The organism is Staphylococcus sp. HMSC069D12 (genome assembly GCF_001810405.1).
Classification (GTDB): Bacteria; Bacillota; Bacilli; order Staphylococcales; family Staphylococcaceae; genus Staphylococcus; species Staphylococcus haemolyticus.
The window spans coordinates 193,172-217,939 of sequence record NZ_KV801114.1; the positions used below are offsets into that span (position 1 = coordinate 193,172).

Below are 24,768 nucleotides of genomic sequence, written 5' to 3' on the forward strand. Positions count from 1 at the left end.
TAGAATGAAAGACGTATGGTTATGTAGGAGGTAAACGTAACAATGACAATGACAATTCGATATCAAACTAAAAATCAATCGCTCACTCAAGTTGATAGTGTGAAGGAGATTCCTGAAACAGCAACAATTGTATGGTTTGATTTTGAAAATGCAACACAAGCAGAGAATGACTATTTAATAAGTCAATTTGAATTTAACTATTTAGAGTTAGAAGACGCCATTACAGGTGTGCCACGTGTAAAATATAAATCCTATGAATCGTATCAATATTTAGTATTTCACAGTATGTACAAAGATGATTTTTCTCCAATTTCTTTAAATGTATTTTTAAGTGAGAAAGTACTTGTTACATATCACCACAAACATTTTGAATCGTTAAATGAAGTGGCTAAAATGAATGCACAACATCATGATTCAGACTTGGATTGTGCAGATATAGTGATACATATTTTAGATATGATGGTTGATAAATATTTTGAATTCGTATATACAATTGAGGATAAAACATATAACTTTGAAGATGCACATGTAGATGATACTCAAAGTAAAAAAATAATGGATAATGTTTTTCAAATTAAATCTGATTTAATCAAAATTAAAAGGGTATTATTCCCTATGCAAGAATTAGTTAATACAATTAAAACTGAAGGTAATTTGGTTGTAGATAGTAAGCATTCGATGTATATTCAACATATCGATGACCATCTTATAAAGCAAAATAATATCATAAGAACATCACAGGAGATGGCTAATGAAATAAGAGAGAACTTCGAATCTTATTCATCATTTCGAATGAATAGTATCATGCAAGTATTAACATTGGTTTCAGTCATTTTCTCACCTTTGACATTTATTGCAGGTGTCTATGGCATGAATTTCGAATATATGCCAGAACTTAAATGGCAATATAGTTATCCAATTTGTATGATCGTCATGTTAATTATAGCTATTGCATTGATTATCTTTTTCAAAAGAAAAAAATGGTTCTAATATAATATGAAACTTTATTAATTTAAGCAAAGGTAGGTACAAAGATGAGTGACTTTCAAAGAGAACAGAGGAAAAATGAACATGTTGAAATAGCAATGGCTCAAAGTGATGCACCTCAATCAGACTTTGATCGAGTGAGATTCGTGCATCATTCAATCCCTAGCATAAATGTAGATGAAGTAGACTTAACAAGTCAAATAACAGATTTTGATATGACATATCCTATTTATATCAATGCGATGACAGGCGGCAGTGAATGGACAAAACAAATTAATGAGAAACTTGCAGTTGTCGCTAGAGAAACTGGATTAGCAATGGCTGTAGGCTCTACACATGCCGCTTTGAGAAATCCTAAAATGGCGGAATCATTCAGTATTGCACGTCAAACCAACCCAGAAGGTATAATTTTTAGTAATGTTGGTGCAGATGTTCCTGTAGATAAAGCCGTAGAAGCGGTTAGTTTATTAGATGCACAGGCTTTACAAATTCATGTGAACGCACCACAAGAACTTGTGATGCCTGAAGGAAATCGTGAATTCTCGACTTGGTTAGATAATGTAGCAGCTATTGTTCAACGTGTTGATGTTCCAGTTATTATTAAAGAAGTTGGCTTCGGCATGAGCAAAGAACTATATAAAGATTTAATTGATGTTGGTGTTACATACGTTGATGTAAGTGGTAAAGGTGGAACAAACTTTGTCACAATTGAAAATGAGCGTCGTTCAAATAAAGATATGGACTATCTTGCAAATTGGGGACAGTCAACTGTAGAGTCATTGCTTGAAAGTTCAGCTTATCAAGATTCACTTAATGTCTTTGCTAGTGGGGGTGTACGTACACCTCTAGATGTTGTTAAGAGCCTAGCATTAGGGGCTAAAGCTGTAGGTATGTCTCGACCATTCTTAAATCAAGTTGAAAATGGGGGCATTACGACAACGATTGAGTATGTTGAGTCATTTATTGAACATACGAAATCAATTATGACAATGTTAAATGCAAGAGATATTAGTGAATTAAAACAAAGTAAGTTCGTTTTCGATCATAAGTTAATGTCATGGATTGAACAACGCGGTTTAGACATTCATAGAGGGTAATATTGAATAGGTTATTCAACCATAATTCGCATTAATAAATTATACAAAGAAAGCAAGTTGAGAGTTTGGACTCCCAACTTGCTTTTTTATAATGCATAATATAAAACTTTAGTTTCCAAAAATATTCATAAAGCCCATAACGATAGGTACACCTGCTAAGTCAATTAAGAAGGCTCCAACTATAGGAACGACAAGATATGATTTTGGTGAACTACCATATTTTTTAGTAATTACATCTAAATTTGCCATCGCGTTTGGTGTAGCCCCTAAACCATGACCTATAAATCCACCAGCCATAACAGCAGCATCATAGTCTTTACCAAGCACTCTAAATAGTATAAAGAATGCAAATAATGATATAAATACGACTTGAACTAAAACGATAGCGATAAGAGGTAATGCAAGTGAATACACTTGAGTAAGTTGAATACTCATCAGTGCTAGTGATAAGAATAAGCCTAGAGCTACATCACCAATTTGATCAATCAGTTTTAAATCGATGAGTTGTATGTTCGCATATTCCGATACATTTCGAATTGCAACTGCTACAAACATTGATCCTACATACATAGGTAAACTTTGACCAGTTAAATTAGAAAATTGATCACCTATCCATGTACCTAATGACATGCACAGTGCAATAATTGTTAATTGTAGAAAAAATACTTGTGTAGGTTGATATTTACGATGTAGCACTTCATTAGATTCTACTTTACTATAATCTTTAAACGAATCATCGCTGTTTTCAGGTTTTAGGTTATAGCGTTTAATGAGTGCCTTTACTAATGGTCCACCAACTAATCCACCAAATACTAAGCCTAAAGTTGCTGCTGCAAGTGCAGCAGTAATAGCTGAATCAATATTAAAACTTTCTTCAAGCGTTTTACCATAAGCCGCTGCATTCCCATGTCCACCTTCCATTGACATTGAACCAGCTGTTAAACCTAACAATGGTTTAATATGTAATACTTTAGCTAATGAGATACCAATGAAATTTTGACATATTGCCAGAAATGCACAGCATACAAAGTAAAGTATTAAAACTTTCCCACCAATTTTAAATAATTTAAAAGATGCACCTAATCCAATAGTAGTGAAGAATACCATCATGAAGAAATCTTGAATAAAGCTAGCATCTAATTTAATTTGAATAATATTTAAGGTATCTAAGACTGCAACTAGAATTGCAAATAATAATCCTCCTATAACGGGAGGTGGTATACAAATTCTTTGTAAAAATGAAACGTGATTGACGATGAATTCACCTAGTAAAAATAAAAGACAGGCAAGACATAGTGTTGTGACCGCATCTATTTCCATTTATATAGCCCCCTTTATAAACGAGTTAAAAAATTTTAAATAGCACTTCTTGTAAGCGCTATAAATCCCCATGTATAACATTATACATATAAAAATTATAGATTTCTAGGATAGGTATAATGGTTTTTATATAATACGAAATTTTAATAATGTTATAAAAAGATAAAAAACTAATTGGAATATTAATTTGTAATATCTATGAAAATAGATTTGTTGATATTAAACAATTTAGAAATAGTAATAAAGGCCCATTCTTAGGATTAAAATTTCTAGAATGTCTTTTTTCTTTATTTCCAAGTTTCATCTGGATTTAGGCAGTCTGATTTACGTATATGTGAAACAAATGGATTACCTTTAACTGTGTATCGTAGCGGTTTATTAGTCCAGTCGCCTTTATTCGGTATTCCAATTCTAGCACTTTCAACAATATCCCTAGGGTATTTACGGTGTTTAGTATCAATGGATAAGCGACAATCATTTAATGTGGCACCATCAATTGCTCTAGGTATATTAAACGCTTTTGTCCATTTTCCGGGTCCATTTGTTAATTCATATCTTGACTTATTACGATTATGTTTCATCATTTCTATGCCATCTAAAGGTTCAATAGCTCGAATCAGTACTCCTTCAGGGACACCTTCGTTTTGAGTTACGAAATTCACTAATAGATGTGTGTGCATCACATGTCCGTAAATGGTGCCGCCTCTTTTATAAAGTGAAGTCACTTTAGGCGTTTGCTTACCTCCAAATCCATGAGCTGCTCGATCTATAAAACCTAAATAAGCTTCTGTTTCAACAATATAGCCACTATACGTTTGAAATTCGTCTTCATACATGACTTTGACACCTAATAGCGCTTTAGCGGTTTCAGTCGTTGGTCTTGATACAAAATCCACATGAACACCTTCTTCCTCTTGAAAATTTAATAACTGATAATTAAAGCTGAAGCTTAGACTGGTATAACACAATTAAAATATATTATGATTGCAATTATAATTGAAATTAACCAAGAATTTAAAGACTTAAATATAAGTGTCATATATATTTGACGATATTGGCATTATATCGTTATGATGAATAATATGGGATGTTGAAAGAAGTGTGGAGATATGAATAAAGTTAAAGTTTATCGTGGTGCAAAGAAGATTTCGCAATTAGAACTTGCACGATCAGTTGGAGTATCACGTCAAACCATTAACATGATAGAGAATGATAAGTATAATCCGTCATTAAAACTATGTATTAATATAGCTAAGACGCTAGGTGTTACTTTGAATGATTTATTCTGGGAGGTAGAGAATGACTAAAAAGGATGAAGCTTTGCAAGTAGAAAAAATTACATTGCAAGTTAAACTTGGCATTTTAAGTTTAAATTTCTTATGTGCTATCATTGCTTTTGCAATGTTTAACGACTTGCAACGGCAATTTCTTTCACCATTTTTTATCGGTAGTTTATTACTTTTAATTGTTATTGTTTGTAAATTAACAATTCATTCAGAAACAGTTGATGATATTCATATTTATGTACATGACTTTAGCGATAAATCAAAACTAAATCGTCATTCTAAATTAAAAAGAATTGTTTATCTTATTCTGTGGATAGTTTATTTGGTTCTCATCGCTAACATAGTAACACCGAACATTAATCATACAAGTAACTATGAATGGGTGTTTGAACCGAGTTGGCTTATTTTAGGAGTAGGTGTAGTTGTCGCATTATGCATATTTGATGATAAACGAATTAAATATACAGAAATGGATACACCTACCTTAGAGAATTGTGGTGCGTCACCTAAAGGTGTAATAAATTTAATCCCAAATTATAGATATGCAGATGAACAACAGAAATTAGTCATATTAAAAGTACATGCGACTAATTTTATTTGGATAACAATCGGATTAACTATTGTGTGTATCATTGATATATTCATCGAATTAATCATGCAACAAATGCCATTGGTTGCTTTTATTACAACCATATTCATTGTCGTTGAATTATTGATTCTCAAACTTAAAAACAAACAAATTCGCAGCACACTTCATGAATAAAAGTGTTACGCAAACGCTGTCTATTAAAAATTTTAATAGATAGCGTTTTCATTTTTTAATTTATATAAAATCTATGGAATATTAATAAAAAAAGTGTAACAATATGTATGTGAAAAAGTCAGTGCTTAAAATTTAAATAGATAAAGGTATCATTGCATTGATACAATGAGGATAACTTTATTACAAGTTGGAGGTCATTTCAATGCTCTATTCAATCTTTATCTTTTTATTAGCAGGTCTCTGTGAAATTGGTGGTGGCCATCTAATTTGGTTGTGGTTAAGGGAAGGACAATCAAGTTGGTTGGGATTTATAGGTGGCGTTATATTAATGATGTATGGTGTCATTGCAACGTTCCAGTCGTTTCCAACTTTCGGTCGTGTTTATGCTGTTTATGGTGGCGTGTTTATTGTAATGAGCTTAATTTGGGCATATATTGTCGATAAACAAGCACCTGATAAGTACGATTTAATTGGAGCATGCATCTGTATTATTGGTGTATGCGTTATGATATTACCGAGCAGAACCTGATTAAGCGTGTTTAAGAGGGAGACGTAAGTAATGATAGTTGAAGTAGAAAAGCAAAGACATGGTATTGACTTAATTAAAATTGACAACGATGAAACCAATATTGTGTTCACAAATTTCGGTGCACGCATCGTATCATGGAAGTACCATGATAACAACGTTGTATTAGGCAATAGAGTTGAAGCGGATGAGTTTTATCCATCAAATCCGTATCATTTCGGTGCTACTATCGGTCGTTATGCTGGACGTATTGGAAATGCCAAATTTCATTTGAACGATGAGGAATATCAATTAGAAGCTAATAATAATGTACATCACCTTCATGGAGGTAGTAATGGTTTAGATAAAAGACTTTTTAATTACGACATTCAAGATAATATCACGAATATTAAGGTTACTTTTACAGTTCAACTAAAGTCAATGGAAGATGGGTATCCAGGGGATATGACTATTAAAGTGATACATACTTATGACGTCGAACACCGTTGGACAGTAGAATATGGAGCACAGACAAATCAAGATACATTATTTAATCCAACTAATCATGTTTATTTTAATTTGAATAGAGACAATAATGTTATAGATAATCATAAAATTAAGAGTGAGCAATTAAATATGTATCCAATTGATCGAAACAACCTTATTGAGAATACTAATTCAATTGATTTGTTAGCTATCTTTAAAACAAATAGTATATCTTTTAGTGATATTTTTAACTCTGATAATGAACTACTTAAAGAGCAAATTGGTTCTAGAAATGGATTAGATCACCCTTTTGATGTTGGAAATCAACAATTTTTCATTGAAAATGATGAGTTTCAATTAGATGTTACATCATCTATGCCGAACGTTGTCATTTATACATTTAATGATACGAAAGATTGGGATAGTGATTTTAATATTTATAAAGCACACTCAGGTATATCTCTAGAAACACAATTTTTACCTAATGATATTAATTTGTATGGTAATAAAGCAAACTCTATTTTAAAACCTAACGAGCATTTTTATTCTAAAACAACTTATCATATATCTGAAAAATAAAGTAAAAAAGCATCAAAGCGGGTACATCGTCATTATGATTTACCCGCTTTATCCTATGCTAAATAGAATTTATTTCATTGCATTATCATATAACTTTTGTAATTTAGCTAAACGCATTTCAGATAAATATGGATTTTGTAGCGCATACTTCAGTCGAGATACATTTTTACGATCATTATAGTAAATATCATTAAGCTCTTGTACAGAAAGTCGAGTTGCTTCATCTGCCAACTGAATTAATTCTAAATCATCATCTTGATCTACATATCCTTCTTGTAACACTCGAAAATAGAAGCCTGTTTTTCCACTAGTAGACATTCTTTTAACTAAGTCTTTTATACCGTACTTTGTTTGAATTTTCCAACAAGGTTCTCTTATTTCAGATACCTCTAAAATTGCTTCACCTAAACGATATTGATTTCCAAAGAACACGTCTGCTTCATCTAAATTTTCCAAAGTTAAATTTTCACCAAACATTGCGTAATCAGGAATCGTATTTAAATCATTTCTATACATTTGATAATGAGATATGCTAAAACAGCATACTGCTTTATGTGGACCACCATGGCCTTTATATGCCTGTTCATCTTCAACAAATCCAGTTCTTGATAACCACATTGTTTCAGAAATAGGAGATTTATTCAAAGCGGACAACATTTCTCTCTTTTGACCGTAATCTAATTGTTTAATTTGTCCTACTGAAATTGCACATACTGAAATCATATTTATTGCCCCCTTAATTAAGGTGTTAAGAAAAATTCTACTATATTAATAATTAAAATATAAGAAAAATGATAAAATAATTTCCGATATTGAACTAGGTATTTGTATGATCGTCATGTAAAATAATGAGTGAGTATATTTGAAAAGGGGTCACAGTTAAATGAAAGATTCTAAAGAACTTAAAATCATGACAGTAGATGATGCTGTAGCTCAAATTGAAAATAATATGGTTCTAGGAATTGGAACGGGTAGTACCATTGAATTGCTTATTCCAAAGCTCGCTGAAAGAATTCACAAAGAACAATTAAATATTACTGGCGTGTGTACTTCTAATAAAAGTGCATTTATTGCAAAAAAACTAGATATTAATGTTGTTGATATCAATGATGTTGGTCATGTTAATTTAGCAATTGATGGTGCTGATGAAGTGGATGCTAATCTCAATTTAATTAAAGGTGGTGGTGGAGCGCTATTTCGCGAAAAAGTAATAGATGAAATGGCTCATCGTTTTGTAGTTTTAGCAGATGAAAGCAAGCTAGTAAATTACTTAGGTGAAAGTTTCAAACTGCCAGTAGAGGTGGATAAGTTCAATTGGTTCCATATCGCTAAAAAAATTGAAGCTTATGATGATGTTATTACCGAACGTCGAATGAGTGATGATGTTCCATTTATAACGGATAATGGCAATTACATTTTAGATTGTCAGTTAAATAAACAGATAGACCCAAATCAATTTCATGAGTATTTAATTCATCTAACAGGTGTCTTAGAAACTGGATATTTTTTAAATATAACTGATCAAGTTATAGTAGGTACACAAGATGGCGTTAAAATCATAAACAAATCTAACTTAAATAAATAAAAATAAGCCGGAAAATGAACTTAGAAAAATTCATTTTCTGGCTGTTTGTATGTGCACTTAGCCTTCAAAAGAAGGCGTAATATAAGCTTTACTTCTCAGTTTTATGACTAGATGTATCTCTCATTTGATCTATTTCATCCTTAGCATCATCAACTACAGATGAACGTCTATCTTCTTTATAAGATATGTTCTCTTTAAGTTTTTCATTTGAAGAATCAGTTTGATTCTCAGACTGTGATTTATGTTCAACATGATCTTCATTAAGTTGACTCTCAGTGAAGCTGTCTTTTTTATCGTTATGTTCATGATCTTCAGACTTTGTTTCATTTGAAGTAGATGTATCGTCATCATTCATATGGTCTAAATAATTATTAGGTTCAACATCATCAAGTGAACGATTAGTTGTTTTATAAACAATAAATCTAATAATTAAACTTAAAATGATAAAGACAATGCCTACTAACGTCGTACTTAATGCGATAACTTTCATTGAGAATAGGTCGCCAGTTTCTTCACTAAATAAAAATACTTGTGCAAATGACATTGTTGCATGGAATACGAGAGCGATATATATCGTACGTCCTTTAGTTGCACGTATGAGTTCACCAATAATAATTGAGAACATGAAAGTATAAAGGAAATGGTATCCCGCATATTCCATTCCATATGTCGTATTAGCGGCCCATATAGAATAAATTAAACCGACAATGATTGAAGCGAAAAATGTATTAACTTTATTTTCTACAATATTTTGTAAATAAGAACGGAATCCAAACTCCGCAAAAAATGCCATTAAAATATGACCAATAATAATTGTAGGAACTGATACAGATAAATCAGTTGCTTGTAATAAAATAAAACTATCGGCAAATGTGTTAAAACTAAACATGCCAATCATGAAAATAACTAGCGGTAAAATCAATGCTAGTAATATACGTTCAATGACTCTAATATCAACTGAAAATTTTAATCCAGCTAATTGAGTACGTTTATCTTTAAATGCAATAATACAAACAATTGCTGCGATAAACGGTGCAAGATCAGTAATATCAAATACAAAACGTTTAATACCTACTGATGCTTGAAAATCTCGTAGGATTAATGATAGCGCCATCGTGACAACGAAGAATACGAAGATAGTTAACGCCCATTGAAATCCTGATATACGATTCGTCTTCATTTATGTAACCTCCATTAGGGTAACCGTAAAAACTTTTTCTTTAATATTATACATATTACAAGGCCATAAATAAATTGTCCATTTTAAATATCATTAAAATGTAATAGTCTTGAATTATTTTTATATGATTGAAAACAATTTTTAATGTCTTAAATTAATTTGAAAAGGGTAATCATAAATATAAACAAATGGTAATGATAAATCTCGTTATGATGTAAGATAATGCTATAGAGTAAATAAATAGGGGGCAATATAATGTATACACAGGGTAATCCAAAACTATGGACTGGTCGTTTGGATAGTGAAACAGATCCTAAACAGTTTAGACATTTTCAAACAGTAAAGTTCGCTAATTTGGAAAATATGGAAAACGTAAGTGATAAGACAGGTGTTGGTCTCTTAGGATATGCCGTTGATAAAGGTGTTGAAAATAATAAAGGTAGAATCGGATCAAGAAAGGGACCAGATATCATAAAACATGAATTCGCGAAACTTCCAGATTTAAGTGAGTGCGAAATGTTGATTGATTACGGTAATGTTGAACATACAAGTAATCATCTTAGAGAAACGCAACAAGAGATGGCACAATTGTCTGCTAAAGTTATTAAGCAACATAAACAGGCTTTTTTAATTGGAGGTGGTCATGATATTGCATATGCACAATATTTGGCTACTAGAGAAGTCTATTCAGATGCTTCAATTGGAATTATCAATATTGATGCTCATTTTGACACACGTCCTGATGAGCCACCTACATCCGGCACTATGTTCCGAGAAATATTAGATAATGATGAAAATGTCGATTATCTAGTTTTAGGCTTGGCTCAAGGTGGTAATACGCGTGCGTTATATGATTATGCAAAAGATAATAATATTATTTATGTGTATGCGGACGAACTTTTACATCAAGTGTCACCGACCATTAAAGATAAAATAGAAAGATTTATTCATGACCATGATACGATTATGTTTACCATATGTATGGATGTTATTGACAGTGCGTTTGCGCCTGGTGTAAGTTCATCTAGTGTATTAGGATTATATCCTCATTCCGTATTTGAAATAAGTAAGCGTGTAATATTAAGCGATAAGGTATCATCAATTAGTATTGCAGAAACTAACCCAGACTATGATGTTGATAATCGTACGTCAAAGTTAGCGGCGAATTTAATTCACCATTTCCTAGTTTAAAAAGTAGAATTAAATTGTCGTATATGACTCTGAAATTAGAAGATAACGATAATCTTTAAAATTAAATTCAAACATGAATGAGTAGAACATTGAATTCGCGTTGAATTCTGTTCTACTTTTTTAATTACTTTTAATTGATAGAAAAGTTTGACAATTATGTTACGATATAAATAATTAGGAAGGTAATGGATGGTGATGAAGCGGTTAAGTTATAAGCAGCAATGGCTTGGAGATATCTCGCAAAATATAATGGCAGGTATCTTAATGGGTTTAGCATTACTCCCTGTAGCTATAGCCTTCTCGTTTATTGTTCATATCAGTCCTACGATAGGGTTAATGAGTTGTGGATTAATGATGTTATTCATTAGCTTTCTTGGAGAACGAATAAGTATGGTGTCTGGACCAAGTAGTGGTATTTCGATAGTAGATGCACCACTAGTAGAACAATACAATATTCATTACTTAATTATGGCCACGCTTATAATGGGCATCATTCTAATTATCTTTGGCGTGTGTCACATAGATAAGATCCTTAATCATATTCCAGATACTGTTGTTATTGGATTTATGAATGCATTGGGCATTCTATTACTTACAACGCAAATAAAATATATTTTTGGTATAACTACTGCGACTTATTTAGTAGCAATCGCTACATTTCTAATAATTTATTTATCTTCAACATTTATTCGATTTATGCCAGCTCCGCTTATAGCTATAATCGTCGTGACTTTAGCTAGTTATTTTCTTAAACCGAATGTTCAATTAGTCCACGATTTAGCAGAAATTCGACTTACCTTTCCTAAAATTTCTGTTTATACAGAACTTTTAAACATACATGCATTAAGTATTATTACTTTATATGCATTAACCATGTCTATTATTTGCGTAGTACAAACAAATCTTACAAATGAAATGATGGATGTAATTACACAAAGTCACTCCAATAAAGACCGAGAAGTTATTGGTCAAGGGTTAGCTAATTTGTTTGTCGGGTTATTAGGTGGATATGGTTCAAGCGCCTTAGTAGGTCAATCAAAATTTAATTTTAAAATGGGTGCTACTACGCGATTAGCCACATTCGTTACAGGATTATTTCTTCTCTCATGCGTCGTTATTTTAGGTCCGATTGTAGGTTTTATTCCTATGGCAGTGTTGGCTTCGGTATTAATTACAATATCAATGAATACATTTGATAGACGTACGTTTAAACATTTAAAAGAAGCACCTATAAAGCATAGTATCGTAATATTCATAACGATTATTTTAATGTTAATGTCACACAATTTAGCTATAGGTGTCGTTATAGGCACACTTATTTATTATGTCGTTCACTTTATTTTTACAAAGAAAGGAAGAGCATCGCTATGACAACTTACAATGATTTTGTTAAATGGAGACGAACATTTCACAAATTTCCTGAAGTATCTCAGAAAGAATATGAAACAACTAAGCGATTAAAACGTATATTACAAGCTTATGATATAAAAATAATAGATTATCCTTTAGAAACAGGGCTTATAGCTGAAATAGGACATGGTGAACCTTGTATTGCTGTTCGTACAGACATAGATGCTTTGCCAATTACAGAGCAAGTTGAACATGAATTCACCTCAACAAATGAAGGTGTGATGCATGCGTGTGGTCATGATATTCATATGGCAAGCATTCTAGCCATTGCTACAAATTTAAAAGAACAAGAAAATAAACTTAAAGGTCGCGTGAAATTTATATTTCAACCTGCAGAAGAAACGGGATATGGTGCCAAAGCGATTGCAGAGACAGATGTATTAGACGATGTTAAAGCTATATTAGGTTTCCATAATTATCCAACTTTAAATATTGGAGAATTTGCAATTAAATCTGGACCAATTACTTCGGCAGTAGACCGTTTTGAATTTAAAATTCACGGTAAAGGTGCACATGCTGCTAAACCAGAACAAGGTAATGATCCAGTCATGGTACTTGGTCAATTAATAACAAGTTTACAAACGATTGTAAGTCGAAATATATCAGCTTTTGATAGTGCTGTAGTAACTATTGGAGAAGTATCGTCTGGGAATACATGGAATGTGATTGCTGACCAAGCATATGTCCAAGGTACAGTGCGCTCATTTAAGCCAGAGGTTCAAAATTATATAGAACAACGATTTAAAGAAATTGCTAAAGGATTAGAGAGATTGTTCAATGTCGATATAGAAGTTATATATACTAAGCTGCCAGGAACAGTTTTTAATGATGAATACTTAACTGACCAAGCTAAGAAAGCTGCTCAAAAAGTAGGTTATCAAATCATAGAATTAGAGAATCCCTATACTATTGGCGAAGATTTTTCTGGTTTACTAGCTAACCATCCAGGGGTATTTGCGTTTATTGGTTCTAATAGTAAATACGATTTACATCATCCAAAGTTTGATCCAGATGAGCGTATACTTGAGAAAGTCCCTGAGTACTTTATAACGTTGATTTATCAATTGCTTGACGACACAGCATTTAATGAATAATCGATGCTTCATTTAAGAGTTTGATTTGTGTAGCAATATTACAATTTTTAAAATGTGATTTAAAAAGCATGATGAACGGGTAAACAGACATTAAACATGTTTTAGGAGATGAGTAAATAATGGGTGCACAAGATCCAAGAACAAAATTTAAAACATCTGATTATGAAAAACAAGAACAAGAACTACCTGGACTTCAATCTGAACTAACACCACAACCTGACTGTGGTGAAACATCGTATGAAGGTCATAACCGATTGTTAGATTATAAAATGCTTGTAACAGGAGGAGACTCAGCAATAGGACGTGCAGCAGCGATTGCATATGCCAAAGAAGGGGCAGACGTTGCAATTAACTATCTTCCAAGTGAAGAACAAGATGCTCAAGAAGTTAAAGCTGTCATTGAAAAAGCAGGACGTAAAGCTGTATTAATACCTGGAGATATTCGTGATGAACAATTTAACTATGATTTAGTTGAACAAGCGTATAACGAATTAGGTGGTTTAGACAATGTAACATTAGTAGCAGGCCATCAACAGTATCACGATAAATTAGAAGAGTTCGATACACAATCTTTTAAAGAAACGTTTGAAACAAACGTATATCCAGTATTCTGGACAGTTCAAAAAGCATTGGATTATTTACAACCTGGTGCGTCAATCACTACAACATCATCCGTTCAAGGTTATAATCCAAATCCATTGATTCATGATTATGCAGCATCAAAAGCAGCGATTATTTCATTAACAAAAAGTTTCTCTGAGCAATTAGGGGAGCAGGGTATTCGCGTTAATTGTGTAGCACCTGGTCCATTTTGGTCTCCACTTCAAATAACAGGTGGTCAACCACAATCAGTGATTCCTCAATTTGGTCAAGATACGCCATTAGGTAGAGCCGGTCAACCTGTAGAGCTTTCAGGCACATATGTCTTACTTGCTTCAGAGGATTCAAGTTATACGACTGGTCAAGTTTTTGGGGTCACAGGTGGCATCCAAATCAATTAAATATCTCAGAGTATAAATCCAACGCAAGGGTTTCAATAAAGACTCTTGCGTTTTTGTATTGAAAGGAGTGGATTACAGTGAAACACATTGATCCTAATCAACTATCAGATATCCAAAATTATAAACTATTAAGTGGTTCAATCATACCAAGACCAATAGCATTTGTTACATCTTCTGATATCGAAGGACATGTAAATGCTGCGCCATTTAGTTTTTTTAATATAGTTAATAATGCGCCACCTATGATTGCTATTTCGGCACAGAGAGCAGGAGGAAAGCGTAAAGATACGGCAATTAATATAGAAAACGGCCAATCATTTGTTGTGCATGTTACAGATGAAGATAATGTTGAGGAAATTAATAAGACCGCTGCATCTATCAATCCTAAAGATAATGAACTTGATTTAACAGAACTCAATACTATCTCATCTGATGTGATTGATATTCCAGCTATAAAAGAAGCTAAAATTAGATTTGAATGTCAACTTGAACAAATGATTTTATTAGGCTCTGAAGATGATGGTGCTGATTTAATTATTGGAAAAAATTGTTAAGTACCACATACAAGATGATATGTATTTTGGTGATAGTAAAATTGATGCTAAACAATTAAAACCAGTAGCCCGTTTAGCAGGTAATGATTACGCTAAATTAGGTGAGCAATTTACAATTGAGCGTCCAACTAATTGATGATTAAGACATTATTTATAGCTTTAATATGTAATTTTCATAAAACTTTATTGACGTTATGACAGTAATCTTGTAACTTTAATAATAAAATTATTTTTAAAAAGGAAAGTAGGTTTAGTATGGAGGAACAAAGAAAAGGCAATGCATGGGCGTTACTTCCATTAGTATTATTTATTGCATTGTTTTTAGGTGTAGGTACCATTACAGGTGATTTCACTAATATGCCTTTAAATGTAGCTATCACGATTACTGTTATCGTTGCTTTAATAATGAATAGGAAAGAAACATTTGCTAACAAAGTTGAAGTGTTTACAAAAGGAGCAGGTCATTCCAATATCATTTTAATGGTATTTATATTTATATTGGCTGGTGCTTTCTCAACTACCACTGAAAAAATGGGTGGTGTTGAATCAACAGTAAATCTAGGTTTATCATTGATACCTCAAAATTTAATCATCGTTGGATTATTTGTAATTTGTATGTTTGTGTCAATTTCAATGGGTACCTCTGTAGGTACAGTTGCTGCATTAGCACCTGTTGGATTTGGATTTGCACAGGCAACTGATATTCCAGCAGCGTTAGCAATGGGTACTGTTGTAGGTGGTGCTATGTTTGGCGATAATTTATCGATGATTTCAGATACTACCATAGCTGCTGTTCGAACTCAAAAAACAAGAATGAAAGATAAATTTAAAGTGAATTTTTGGATTGTACTACCTGGAGCAATATTAACAATTATTGTCTTATTCTTCCTTACTAACGGTATCTCAATAGATCACTCTAAAAGCTATGACTATAATTTAATTAAGGTAATCCCTTATGTACTAGTATTAGTATTAGCGCTCGTAGGGGTAAATGTAATCATTGTGTTAATCGGTGGTACGTTATTATCAGGTACTATTGGCTTATTTGATGGTTCTTTTGGTTGGAAAGGATTACTAAATGCAGTATCACAGGGTATTCTAGGTATGGAAGACATTGCAATCATAGCAGTGTTAATTGGTGGTTTAGTTGGAATTATTCAACATAATGGTGGAATTGAATGGTTATTAAATTTTGTTCGTTCTAAAGTTACAACTAAACGTGGTGCTGAATTTGGTATTGCTGGTTTAGTGAGCGCAGCTGACATTGCAACAGCTAATAATACAATTTCAATTATTATGTCAGGTCCATTAGCAAAAAATATTGCAGATGAATATGATGTTGATCCACGTAAATCTGCAAGTTTATTAGATATATTTGCAGGATGCTTTCAAGGCTTTTTACCTTATAGCCCACAAGTGATAGCTGCAGCTGGCGTTGCAAGTATATCACCATTTAGTGTAATGCACTACTGCATTTATTCATTTTTATTAGGGATATGCGGTATTATAGCTATTATATTAAGATACCCTCGTGTTAAAGCTAAATCTTAAAGTAAAGACAAATAACAATAATAGACTTATAATTAGCATGTTTAATAAGAAAAATTAAAATAATAAAACATTTTAATAGTTCAAAGTTTGGAACTGTATTGAAATGCGTTAAAATAGATATAAGAGTGAAAGTAGGTGAAACAAGTGGCAAAGTATAATGTTGAGAATGAACATGTTGAAATTCATATCGAACGTTTATTAAAATACTCACCAGAATTAGTATATCAAGCTTGGACGGATGCTGACTTATTAAAACAGTGGTTTATGACATCTCAACGTACGAATAAGTCAATTGATGTAGATATGACTGAAGGTGGCTCATATCGCATAGTTGATTCACGTAATGGCCGTCAAAATATTATTCAAGGTACGTATCAAGAACTCGTTGACAATGAGTATATAAAAATGACAATTGGTATGCCTGAATTAAGTGATCAAGAGGATGTCATTGAAGTTGAATTTGAAGAGCGTGAAAACGGTGGCACACAAATGTTTTTCTTTTATCAGTCATTAGTTGAACGTGAACGACGCTTAACAACATTAGAATACAAACAAAAGAAAAAGGAATATCACGATTCTACTGTTCACGGTTTAGAATTGATGTTTGATAAAATGCATCAAATACTTAAACAATATGTAGAAGACAATAATCTATTAAAATAAAAACTTAGGCTTTTGCGTGAATTCACGTTAGCAGTCTAAACTGAGAAAATTTGATATCAATATTAATTACCAAATATCTAGTCATTCTTACTAGGGTGGAAACCCCAACAAGGACATTTTACAAAGACAATCTCCTTGTTGGGGTTTTGATGTGTTAATAATTAATCAGTACCGCTATTTAGTTGTGATAAAGATTAACTGAGTTCACCTTTCTCTTTACGTTCATTATATTTTCTGATTAATGTTTCAAAGAAGATATGATAACTAATAAAACTTGAGTAGTCTGTATCATCGTATAAATAGAAAGTATTACTTGATACATAAACATTATAGCTCGCTTTTTGGGCTAATGAATTATCTTTCATTGTTGTAACTGAGATAAAATATTTTTGGCGTAATTGAAGTAGATTTGTAACGTCTGTGAGTTGGTGACTCTCACCAGATAGAGAAATAATAAAGAATAAATCTTCATCAATAGAACGATTCAGTACCATTTTCAACTCATGAACGTCATGTAACACGATAATATTTTTATGCATCGTTAATAATATTCGCTGAGCTTCGTCCGCAACATTTTTCTGTGCACGACCAGTACCATATAAGTAGACGGTAGACGCCTGGTTAAGTTTATCGGTAATCAAATTATAATCAATACGATCTAAATAGCTAAATGTTGTCTCTATTTCTTGTTTAAAAGCATCCATCGAATCTTTAGGTAGTTGACTTAAATGTTCACTTTCAAATTTTAAATAGGATTTAAAGTCACTATAACCATCAAATCCTAACTTTCGTGTAAATCTATGAATGGTAGCGTTAGATGCATGAGTGTATTGTGAAAGTTCGTGTATCTTCAAAGTTTTACATTGATTTACGTGCGTGTTTACAAAGTGTGCAATTTGTAGGTCATTATCATTTAACTTGTCAAAATTGGCATTTACTTTTTCATCTAGTAGCACAAAGACACCTCTTATTCTTCCTGAAAATATTTTCATGTATAGAAAACATAAACTGATTATACAAAATTATTTCAAAATCGGTCAACGTCATTGTATAAGTGTAAGCGTTTACTATAATAGATATTAAGAAAACGCTTTTATATGTACGATATATTTAAGTACTACATAGAAAGATTTGGGGGTTAGATTATGAACGCTATTAAACGTTTTGGGAGTGCAATGATTGTTCCTGTATTAATGTTTGCATTCTTTGGGATAGTATTAGGTTTTGCAACATTATTTAAAAATCCTACCATCATGGGTGGATTAGCAAATGATCATACATTTTGGTTTAAATTTTGGTCTGTAATTGAATCAGGTGGTTGGGTTATCTTCAATCATATGGAAATCGTATTTGTGGTTGGATTGCCTTTATCTCTAGCTAAGAAGGCCCCTGGTCATGCGGCTTTAGCTGCATTAATGGGCTATTTAATGTTTAATACCTTTATCAACGCTATTTTAACGCAATGGCCACATACATTTGGTGCTAATTTAGAAAAAGGTGTAGAAAATGTAACTGGATTAAAAGCGATTGCTGGTATTGAAACTTTAGATACTAATATTTTAGGTGGTATCATTATTTCTGCCATTGTGACATGGATACATAATCGTTTCTATAGTAAAAAATTACCAGAGATGTTAGGTGTATTCCAAGGTTTAACATTTGTTGTAACCATTTCATTCTTCGTTATGTTGCCTATAGCTGCAATTACTTGTGTCGTTTGGCCAACAATACAAAATGGTATTGAATCAATGCAACATTTCATTATCGCATCAGGCTACATCGGTGTTTGGTTGTATCATTTCTTAGAACGTGTGTTAATACCGACTGGTTTACATCACTTCATCTATGCACCAATTGAAGTAGGTCCGGTTGTTGCAAAAGACGGACTTAAAGCAGAGTGGTTTAGACATTTAAATGAATTTGCTGAAAGCAGTAAACCGTTAAAAGAACAATTCCATTACGGTTTCATGCTACAAGGTAACGGTAAAGTTTTTGGTGCTATCGGTATCGCATTAGCAATGTATTCTACAACACCTAAAGCCAATCGTAAAAAAGTTGCTGCGTTATTAGTACCAGCTACATTAACTGCGGTAGTTGTTGGTATTACTGAACCTTTAGAATTTACATTCTTATTTATCGCACCTTACTTATTTGTTATACATGCATTATTAGCAGCGACAATGGATACAATTATGTATGGTTTCGGTGTTGTTGGTAACATGGGCGGTGGATTACTTGATTTCATCGCGACGAACTGGATTCCTTTAGGACAAAATCACTGGCTAACTTATGTAGCTCAAGTTGTTATAGGATTGATATTCTCAGGTATCTATTTCGTTGTATTCAGATACTTAATCTTGAAATTTGATATTCCATTACCAGGACGTCGAGCTGAAGAAGAAGTTAAATTATTCTCTAAAAAAGATTATAAAGAGAAAAAAGGCGATGGAAGTACTGACAATTCTGGATTCCAACCTAGCAATGAATATGAAGCGAAAGCACATTATTATTTAGAAGGTTTAGGCGGAAAAGAAAATATTAAAGACGTTACTAATTGTACAACACGTTTACGTCTAACAGTTAATGATGAAACAAAAGTTGAAGATAGTGGATATTTCACTCATGAACAAATGTCGCACGGATTAGTTAAAAGCGGTAAAAATGTACAAGTCGTTGTTGGAATGACTGTACCCCAAGTACGTGAAGCATTTGAACATTTAGTTTATGATGATAATGATAAAAAATAATTAATCAATATAGCCAGTAAGTGAATTAGTATTTATTCATCTACTGGCTTTTTCATATACAATGCTTAATATACTTAGTAACTTGTCCAACTTAGCTTTATACTGATCACAATACCAGAAACTTTTGTTGAGCGTGATATTGCTTGAACAGAATTAAAAAACAAAAAAGCTGGGACAAAATAAAATGTCTCAGCCTACTTTATCATTTTGTCAGTAGCTGACTGATTTGAAAATGCGCTTGAATCAAGCTTTTTTCAAACCTAGTCATCCTTGCCTGGTAGGCGGGGCCCCAACAAAGAGAATTTCTTAAAGAAATTCTACAAGCTAAGCAAGTTGGGGATACAACGAAATAAATTTTGAGAAAATATTATTTCTGTCCCATTCCCTCTGTTCTGTAAACTAGTGTAAATTAACTATATAACTTAAAATATTTTTTAATAAAATCTCACGAATTTTACTAAGATATATTTGCTTTATGCATCGCACGTGTTTTATAAGATGCTGAAAGAATATCAATATTTCTACATGCAATAGTTTGTAGTAATTTACTAAACGTTTCAGGTGCACAACATACGCTTGCACAGTTGTTATTTAAAGTATATTTAATTTCATAATTATTTGAGAAATAAGTCATAATATCAATGACTTTATCTTTTATGAATGCATCTTGGAGGCCATCAATTGCTAAGTCGAAACGTTTAGAAGCTTGATATGTTTGTTCAGTATCTAATAGCGTATTTAATCGTTTAGGAGATAAAATCTGATAAATTGAAAATTGGTAAAAACTTAAAAAACTAATGAAATATGGAAGTTGTTGCTTCGGTAAGCTAACTTCTAAAACTGGTATATCGTCGTGTTTGATTATTGAATATTGAAATGAATCGCAAAATTTAACGTCTTTACAGACTTTGATTAAATGTTTTCGAATTGATCTAGATTTTAAACCTACAATGTTGATAATGTAAGTTTCAAATTTGTCTAACAACATGCAATGACCTCCTATATTTATTTAACGTATGTAAAAAGCATTTAGCTTTAAAGTTCTCTAATAAAGCACACCGTTCTTTTATACACACTGATTGTATCACTCTTTTTTGATATTATCACTAGGACTTTTGAATGAACTTCGGTTTAATTATTTTGTAATATAAACGTAACGATAATTAACATGAAATAAATATGAAAATGTTGATTGTTTATTAGTTAAAATGTGTTTGGTAATTTCATTAGTGAAGTGTGAAAATCAAATATTCATATGATAAAATTAGCAATAATTGTAGTTATTAAAGGAGCAAACTTATGTATAAAGCTGTAGTATTTGATTTCGACGGTACAATTATAGATACAGAAAAACACCTATACGACATTATTAACAAACATCTTGCCTTTCATGGTGTGAAGTCTGTTTCCCTGGAGTTTTATCGAAGCCATATAGGGGGACACGCTCAAGGGTTACATGACTATATTGAGCAACAGATTGGTTTAGAAAAGAAACAAAAAATATATGATGAGCATTATGATACGAGCCATGAACTCGACATTATTGATACAGTTTCTTCATTAATGAAATATTTGAAACAACGACACATACCTATGGCGATTGCAACAAGTAGTTATAGAGAAGAAATTATGCCTACAATAAATGCGTTGGGTATCAATGAGTATGTCGATGTTATTGTTGGTAGAGAAGATGTTGGAGCGGTTAAACCTGATCCAGAACTTTATCTAACAGCTGTTCAACGTTTAAATTATTCACCAGCCCATTGCTTAGCCATAGAGGATTCAGCTAATGGAGCAACAGGTGCTATGAATGCTGGATTGGATGTAATAATTAATACTAACGAGATGACAGAAGAACAAGATTTTTCGACTATAAATTTTGTAGGTAAAGATTTAAGCTTTGAGGAAATTAAAAATCATTTCTTTGAGCTAAAGAAGGAGTAAACATATGTCGTGGCAAGTTATCCTATTCTTTTTAGCAGGTCCTATTATAATCGGCATAGGAAATTTAGTATTAGGTCCAATATTTAGTAAAAATATACCATTTAAAGTTCAAATGCGTTCTTTCTTAGTTGGAACAATGATTTATTTACTTTTAGCTACAATCGGTTACTACTTATTATTACAAGGAAGAATATAGATTACGCAATATAGTTAAAAAAAGAGATAGAAATGGGTAGAAACATCATTTAATGTTCCTACCCATTTCCATCTCTTTTTTTAATGCCTGAAAATCATATGAGTTTAGTTAATAAATAATTTTAGTATGATTGTAACAACTAATAATACGATGAGGATTAAATCAATACCTACCATAATTGTAAAACGGGTTGATTTCTGTCCTTGCGATTTAGCTTGTTGCATCGCTTTGTAATTTGGCACTAAACTAAGAATAAGTAAGACAATTATTAATATAATTCCTATTGTGACAGACATTAATTTGTACCTCCATTTCGTTTGTCAATCCATTCCCAAATAAAACCGGCTACTAGGCCAATGATAAGCCCTGCAATAATTCCAATTTCAAGTGTAAAAAAGATTCCACCTATAATTAAGCAAACAATTAAAGAGATGGGTAACGTAATGCCAAATTTAAGTTTGCGTTCATCTGAATTGAAAATTGTAAATATAGCTAAATATAATAAGAAAAATGTTAGAGTTGCGATAATCGTTCTTATTATTAGTGGATTAACTGTATCATGCTTGGCACTGAAATAATTTAATAGGAAGAAGACAATGCCAAATATTATAGAAATTTTAACGCTCTTTTTTAATAATGACTGCATTCATTAATTCTCCTTTTACCTAACAGTAAAAATCTATCAAAAGTATATCACACTCTAAATCGATTTTTTACGAAACATTAAGCAATACATTTCTATCGAACTGATTATATGCAATAGTATAAAATGATTTCTATTTGCAAAAGTGAAATGTTTCAATGAAAAACATTGTAAAAAGTAACTCGTTTTTATTAATGAAAACGTTTAAAATCAATGTTTTTTAAAATTTGAAAAGAGTAATTATAACAGTAATGGAAGCGATTTCAAAAAATTGTAAGATTTATGTTTTAATTTTGTCAAATTATAGTATAATGACTTCATTAAGGTAAAGAAACTTTTAAGGGAAAAGAAGGAAAGCAAAAGAGGGTTTTCTGAAAGACAAAAGTATTCGAACCTTAGATTTAATAGAGATGGGGTTATTTTAATGGATAACAATGAATTACATAGGGGGCTAAGTGCACGTCAGATTAGAATGATCGCACTTGGCGGTACTATCGGTGTTGGTTTATTTATGGGAGCAACTAGTACAATTAAATGGACTGGTCCATCAGTTATTTTTGCGTACTTAATTGCAGGTATCTTTTTATTCTTAATCATGAGAGCAATGGGAGAAATGATTTATTTAAATCCAACTACTGGATCTTTCGCAACATTTGCAAGTGATTACATTCACCCTGCTGCAGGTTATATGACGGCATGGAGTAATATATTCCAATGGATTGTAGTAGGTATGAGTGAAGTTATTGCAGTCGGTGAATATATGAACTATTGGTTCCCGAACTTACCTCAATGGATTCCTGGTGTGGTTGCAGTACTATTATTACTAGCAGCTAACTTGACTTCAGTAAAAGCATTCGGTGAATTTGAATTCTGGTTTGCAATGATTAAGGTTGTAACGATTGTATTAATGATCATTGCAGGTTTTGGTTTAATATTCTTCGGTATTGGTAATGGTGGCCATGCGATTGGTATCTCTAATTTATGGTCTCATGGTGGATTTATGCCAAATGGATTTGTAGGTTTCTTCTTTGCATTATCAATCGTTATTGGTTCTTACCAAGGTGTAGAATTAATTGGTATTACTGCTGGTGAAACTAAAGATCCACAGAAAAATATCAAAAGTGCGGTAAATGGTGTTATCTGGCGTATTTTGATTTTCTACATTGGAGCGATTTTCGTAATTGTTTCTATCTATCCTTGGAACCAATTAGGTGAAATAGGAAGCCCATTCGTAGCTACATTTGCAAAAATTGGTATCACATTTGCAGCAGGATTAATTAACTTCGTTGTATTAACAGCAGCATTATCTGGATGTAACTCAGGTATCTTTAGTGCAAGTCGTATGATTTTTACATTAGCACAAAAAGGTCAAATGCCTAAAATCTTTACAAGAGTAATGAAAAATGGTGTACCATTCTACCCAGTATTAGCCATTGCTTTAGGTATCTTAGTTGGTGCATTATTAAACGTTATTCTTCCTTTATTCATTAAAGGTGCAGATAGTATTTTCGTATATGTTTATAGTGCATCTATTTTACCGGGTATGATTCCTTGGTTTATGATTTTAATTAGTCATATTCGATTCAGAAAATTACATCCTGAAAAAGTTGAAGGACATCCATTTAAGATGCCTGGCGGTACATTTGCAAGTGCAATTACGATTTTATTCTTATTAGTCGTATTAGTAGGAATGTTATTTAACAAAGAAACAGTTATTTCTGTAGTGATTGGTATTATCTTCTTAGCTGCGGTAACTGTATACTACTTCGTTCGCGGACATCATAAAAATGATGGATTCCGAAAAGTTAAATAGAATACTAAATAAATCATCAACACATTATTCAAACTAAACTAAGGCACAAAGTACTTTGATTCATGTTTAAAAGAGGTTGAGACAATAACGTTGTCTCAACCTCTTTTTGTGAGAGTTATTACTTAATAACAGATTAACTGTGAATAACTTAGGTTAAAAGAAGAATAATAAAC

At 32.2% G+C, this 24,768-nt stretch carries 25 protein-coding genes and 1 pseudogene; 18 read left to right on the plus strand and 8 right to left on the minus strand.

The window, feature by feature from the left end:
• Positions 1–42: 42 nt before the first annotated feature.
• Together corA and fni are read left to right on the plus strand one after the other, a co-directional pair.
• Positions 43–990, plus strand: coding sequence for a magnesium/cobalt transporter CorA (gene corA / locus HMPREF2737_RS09405; RefSeq protein WP_037549934.1), 948 nt, complete (start codon positions 43–45; stop codon positions 988–990).
• 44 nt (positions 991–1,034) lie between these two features.
• Positions 1,035–2,084, plus strand: coding sequence for a type 2 isopentenyl-diphosphate Delta-isomerase (fni, locus tag HMPREF2737_RS09410; protein WP_037549931.1), 1,050 nt, complete (start codon positions 1,035–1,037; stop codon positions 2,082–2,084).
• A 108-nt stretch (positions 2,085–2,192) separates the two neighbouring features.
• Here the strand turns inward: fni and gltS are convergent, their stop codons facing one another.
• Positions 2,193–3,404 carry a sodium/glutamate symporter gene (gene gltS / locus HMPREF2737_RS09415; protein ID WP_037549929.1) on the minus strand — a complete coding sequence of 404 codons (1,212 nt, stop codon included), beginning with the start codon at positions 3,402–3,404 and terminating at the stop codon, positions 2,193–2,195.
• Positions 3,405–3,691: 287 nt separating this feature from the next.
• A complete protein-coding gene (locus HMPREF2737_RS09420) occupies positions 3,692–4,300 on the minus strand; it encodes a DNA-3-methyladenine glycosylase (RefSeq protein WP_037549926.1) in 609 nt (202 codons plus the stop codon).
• 213 nt (positions 4,301–4,513) lie between these two features.
• Here HMPREF2737_RS09420 and HMPREF2737_RS09425 point away from each other — a divergent pair, with 213 nt between their 5' ends.
• The 4 genes from HMPREF2737_RS09425 to HMPREF2737_RS09440 all read left to right on the plus strand — a co-directional run bounded on the left by HMPREF2737_RS09425 (position 4,514) and on the right by HMPREF2737_RS09440 (position 7,023).
• Entirely contained in the window at positions 4,514–4,711 is a 198-nt protein-coding gene (locus tag HMPREF2737_RS09425) for a helix-turn-helix transcriptional regulator (protein ID WP_037535858.1), read from the plus strand.
• Positions 4,704–5,453, plus strand: a complete 750-nt coding sequence (locus tag HMPREF2737_RS09430; RefSeq protein ID WP_037549924.1) for a hypothetical protein — start codon at positions 4,704–4,706, stop codon at positions 5,451–5,453. Before HMPREF2737_RS09425 ends, HMPREF2737_RS09430 begins: the two co-directional genes overlap by 8 nt.
• Positions 5,454–5,655: 202 nt before the next feature.
• Positions 5,656–5,982, plus strand: a complete 327-nt coding sequence (locus HMPREF2737_RS09435; protein WP_037549922.1) for a YnfA family protein — start codon at positions 5,656–5,658, stop codon at positions 5,980–5,982.
• Positions 5,983–6,012: 30 nt separating this feature from the next.
• Entirely contained in the window at positions 6,013–7,023 is a 1,011-nt protein-coding gene (locus tag HMPREF2737_RS09440) for an aldose epimerase family protein (RefSeq protein ID WP_037549919.1), read from the plus strand.
• A gap of 69 nt (positions 7,024–7,092) precedes the next feature.
• On the opposite strand, the gene HMPREF2737_RS09445 is transcribed toward HMPREF2737_RS09440, so the two are convergent.
• Positions 7,093–7,746, minus strand: a complete 654-nt coding sequence (locus HMPREF2737_RS09445) for an MOSC domain-containing protein (RefSeq protein WP_070650059.1) — start codon at positions 7,744–7,746, stop codon at positions 7,093–7,095.
• 160 nt (positions 7,747–7,906) lie between these two features.
• Between HMPREF2737_RS09445 and HMPREF2737_RS09450 the strand changes: the two genes are divergently transcribed.
• The gene (locus HMPREF2737_RS09450) at positions 7,907–8,608 is read left to right on the plus strand and encodes a ribose 5-phosphate isomerase A (RefSeq protein WP_037549913.1); all 702 of its coding nucleotides are present in this window, start codon (positions 7,907–7,909) and stop codon (positions 8,606–8,608) included.
• Positions 8,609–8,696: 88 nt separating this feature from the next.
• Here the strand turns inward: HMPREF2737_RS09450 and HMPREF2737_RS09455 are convergent, their stop codons facing one another.
• Positions 8,697–9,788 (minus strand): peptidoglycan release complex CPBP-like subunit SdpC, encoded by a 1,092-nt coding sequence (locus tag HMPREF2737_RS09455; protein ID WP_037549910.1) that lies wholly within the window; start codon positions 9,786–9,788, stop codon positions 8,697–8,699.
• A gap of 255 nt (positions 9,789–10,043) precedes the next feature.
• Between HMPREF2737_RS09455 and hutG the strand changes: the two genes are divergently transcribed.
• The 7 genes and pseudogenes from hutG (at position 10,044) to HMPREF2737_RS09490 (ending at position 17,252) form a co-directional block, all read left to right on the plus strand.
• Positions 10,044–10,979, plus strand: a complete 936-nt coding sequence (gene hutG / locus HMPREF2737_RS09460) for a formimidoylglutamase (protein WP_037549906.1) — start codon at positions 10,044–10,046, stop codon at positions 10,977–10,979.
• A 189-nt stretch (positions 10,980–11,168) separates the two neighbouring features.
• Positions 11,169–12,350 carry a SulP family inorganic anion transporter gene (locus HMPREF2737_RS09465; RefSeq protein WP_176743845.1) on the plus strand — a complete coding sequence of 394 codons (1,182 nt, stop codon included), beginning with the start codon at positions 11,169–11,171 and terminating at the stop codon, positions 12,348–12,350.
• The gene (locus HMPREF2737_RS09470) at positions 12,347–13,483 is read left to right on the plus strand and encodes an amidohydrolase (RefSeq protein ID WP_037549903.1); all 1,137 of its coding nucleotides are present in this window, start codon (positions 12,347–12,349) and stop codon (positions 13,481–13,483) included. The genes HMPREF2737_RS09465 and HMPREF2737_RS09470 overlap by 4 nt, the downstream gene beginning before the upstream one ends.
• Before the next feature lie 119 nt (positions 13,484–13,602).
• Entirely contained in the window at positions 13,603–14,484 is an 882-nt protein-coding gene (locus HMPREF2737_RS09475) for an SDR family oxidoreductase (protein WP_037549901.1), read from the plus strand.
• A 77-nt stretch (positions 14,485–14,561) separates the two neighbouring features.
• A pseudogene (locus HMPREF2737_RS09480) lies at positions 14,562–15,174 on the plus strand (flavin reductase family protein).
• Between the two features lie 119 nt (positions 15,175–15,293).
• A complete protein-coding gene (locus HMPREF2737_RS09485) occupies positions 15,294–16,589 on the plus strand; it encodes a Na+/H+ antiporter NhaC family protein (protein WP_037549899.1) in 1,296 nt (431 codons plus the stop codon).
• 144 nt (positions 16,590–16,733) lie between these two features.
• Complete coding sequence (locus HMPREF2737_RS09490) at positions 16,734–17,252, plus strand: SRPBCC family protein (protein WP_037550016.1); 519 nt, start codon at positions 16,734–16,736, stop codon at positions 17,250–17,252.
• 194 nt (positions 17,253–17,446) lie between these two features.
• Here HMPREF2737_RS09490 and HMPREF2737_RS09495 read toward each other — a convergent pair whose 3' ends face one another.
• Positions 17,447–18,208, minus strand: a complete 762-nt coding sequence (locus tag HMPREF2737_RS09495) for a MurR/RpiR family transcriptional regulator (RefSeq protein ID WP_037549897.1) — start codon at positions 18,206–18,208, stop codon at positions 17,447–17,449.
• 189 nt (positions 18,209–18,397) lie between these two features.
• Here HMPREF2737_RS09495 and HMPREF2737_RS09500 point away from each other — a divergent pair, with 189 nt between their 5' ends.
• Positions 18,398–19,999 carry an alpha-glucoside-specific PTS transporter subunit IIBC gene (locus HMPREF2737_RS09500; RefSeq protein ID WP_037549896.1) on the plus strand — a complete coding sequence of 534 codons (1,602 nt, stop codon included), beginning with the start codon at positions 18,398–18,400 and terminating at the stop codon, positions 19,997–19,999.
• A 457-nt stretch (positions 20,000–20,456) separates the two neighbouring features.
• On the opposite strand, the gene HMPREF2737_RS09505 is transcribed toward HMPREF2737_RS09500, so the two are convergent.
• A complete protein-coding gene (locus HMPREF2737_RS09505; RefSeq protein WP_037549894.1) occupies positions 20,457–20,987 on the minus strand; it encodes a hypothetical protein in 531 nt (176 codons plus the stop codon).
• Between the two features lie 311 nt (positions 20,988–21,298).
• Between HMPREF2737_RS09505 and HMPREF2737_RS09510 the strand changes: the two genes are divergently transcribed.
• Both HMPREF2737_RS09510 and HMPREF2737_RS09515 read left to right on the plus strand, forming a co-directional pair.
• Positions 21,299–21,943: an HAD family hydrolase gene (locus HMPREF2737_RS09510; RefSeq protein WP_037549893.1), complete on the plus strand. Its 645-nt coding sequence runs from the start codon at positions 21,299–21,301 to the stop codon at positions 21,941–21,943.
• Between the two features lie 4 nt (positions 21,944–21,947).
• Positions 21,948–22,139 carry a membrane protein gene (locus HMPREF2737_RS09515; RefSeq protein WP_037549892.1) on the plus strand — a complete coding sequence of 64 codons (192 nt, stop codon included), beginning with the start codon at positions 21,948–21,950 and terminating at the stop codon, positions 22,137–22,139.
• 104 nt (positions 22,140–22,243) lie between these two features.
• On the opposite strand, the gene HMPREF2737_RS09520 is transcribed toward HMPREF2737_RS09515, so the two are convergent.
• Entirely contained in the window at positions 22,244–22,435 is a 192-nt protein-coding gene (locus HMPREF2737_RS09520; protein WP_011275061.1) for a hypothetical protein, read from the minus strand.
• The gene (locus tag HMPREF2737_RS09525) at positions 22,435–22,785 is read right to left on the minus strand and encodes a hypothetical protein (RefSeq protein WP_037549891.1); all 351 of its coding nucleotides are present in this window, start codon (positions 22,783–22,785) and stop codon (positions 22,435–22,437) included. The genes HMPREF2737_RS09520 and HMPREF2737_RS09525 overlap by 1 nt, the downstream gene beginning before the upstream one ends.
• Before the next feature lie 421 nt (positions 22,786–23,206).
• Here HMPREF2737_RS09525 and HMPREF2737_RS09530 point away from each other — a divergent pair, with 421 nt between their 5' ends.
• Entirely contained in the window at positions 23,207–24,595 is a 1,389-nt protein-coding gene (locus HMPREF2737_RS09530; protein ID WP_037549890.1) for an amino acid permease, read from the plus strand.
• Positions 24,596–24,768: the final 173 nt, after the last annotated feature.

Coding starts and splice junctions, on each gene's coding strand:
- corA (WP_037549934.1), top strand. CDS start 43: ATGACAATGACAATTCGATATCAAACTAAAAATCAATCGCTCACTCAA.
- fni (WP_037549931.1), top strand. CDS start 1,035: ATGAGTGACTTTCAAAGAGAACAGAGGAAAAATGAACATGTTGAAATA.
- gltS (WP_037549929.1), bottom strand. CDS start 3,404: ATGGAAATAGATGCGGTCACAACACTATGTCTTGCCTGTCTTTTATTT.
- HMPREF2737_RS09425 (WP_037535858.1), top strand. CDS start 4,514: ATGAATAAAGTTAAAGTTTATCGTGGTGCAAAGAAGATTTCGCAATTA.
- HMPREF2737_RS09430 (WP_037549924.1), top strand. CDS start 4,704: ATGACTAAAAAGGATGAAGCTTTGCAAGTAGAAAAAATTACATTGCAA.
- HMPREF2737_RS09435 (WP_037549922.1), top strand. CDS start 5,656: ATGCTCTATTCAATCTTTATCTTTTTATTAGCAGGTCTCTGTGAAATT.
- HMPREF2737_RS09440 (WP_037549919.1), top strand. CDS start 6,013: ATGATAGTTGAAGTAGAAAAGCAAAGACATGGTATTGACTTAATTAAA.
- HMPREF2737_RS09445 (WP_070650059.1), bottom strand. CDS start 7,746: ATGATTTCAGTATGTGCAATTTCAGTAGGACAAATTAAACAATTAGAT.
- HMPREF2737_RS09450 (WP_037549913.1), top strand. CDS start 7,907: ATGAAAGATTCTAAAGAACTTAAAATCATGACAGTAGATGATGCTGTA.
- HMPREF2737_RS09455 (WP_037549910.1), bottom strand. CDS start 9,788: ATGAAGACGAATCGTATATCAGGATTTCAATGGGCGTTAACTATCTTC.
- hutG (WP_037549906.1), top strand. CDS start 10,044: ATGTATACACAGGGTAATCCAAAACTATGGACTGGTCGTTTGGATAGT.
- HMPREF2737_RS09465 (WP_176743845.1), top strand. CDS start 11,169: ATGGTGATGAAGCGGTTAAGTTATAAGCAGCAATGGCTTGGAGATATC.
- HMPREF2737_RS09470 (WP_037549903.1), top strand. CDS start 12,347: ATGACAACTTACAATGATTTTGTTAAATGGAGACGAACATTTCACAAA.
- HMPREF2737_RS09475 (WP_037549901.1), top strand. CDS start 13,603: ATGGGTGCACAAGATCCAAGAACAAAATTTAAAACATCTGATTATGAA.
- HMPREF2737_RS09485 (WP_037549899.1), top strand. CDS start 15,294: ATGGAGGAACAAAGAAAAGGCAATGCATGGGCGTTACTTCCATTAGTA.
- HMPREF2737_RS09500 (WP_037549896.1), top strand. CDS start 18,398: ATGAACGCTATTAAACGTTTTGGGAGTGCAATGATTGTTCCTGTATTA.
- HMPREF2737_RS09505 (WP_037549894.1), bottom strand. CDS start 20,987: ATGTTGTTAGACAAATTTGAAACTTACATTATCAACATTGTAGGTTTA.
- HMPREF2737_RS09510 (WP_037549893.1), top strand. CDS start 21,299: ATGTATAAAGCTGTAGTATTTGATTTCGACGGTACAATTATAGATACA.
- HMPREF2737_RS09515 (WP_037549892.1), top strand. CDS start 21,948: ATGTCGTGGCAAGTTATCCTATTCTTTTTAGCAGGTCCTATTATAATC.
- HMPREF2737_RS09520 (WP_011275061.1), bottom strand. CDS start 22,435: ATGTCTGTCACAATAGGAATTATATTAATAATTGTCTTACTTATTCTT.
- HMPREF2737_RS09525 (WP_037549891.1), bottom strand. CDS start 22,785: ATGCAGTCATTATTAAAAAAGAGCGTTAAAATTTCTATAATATTTGGC.
- HMPREF2737_RS09530 (WP_037549890.1), top strand. CDS start 23,207: ATGGATAACAATGAATTACATAGGGGGCTAAGTGCACGTCAGATTAGA.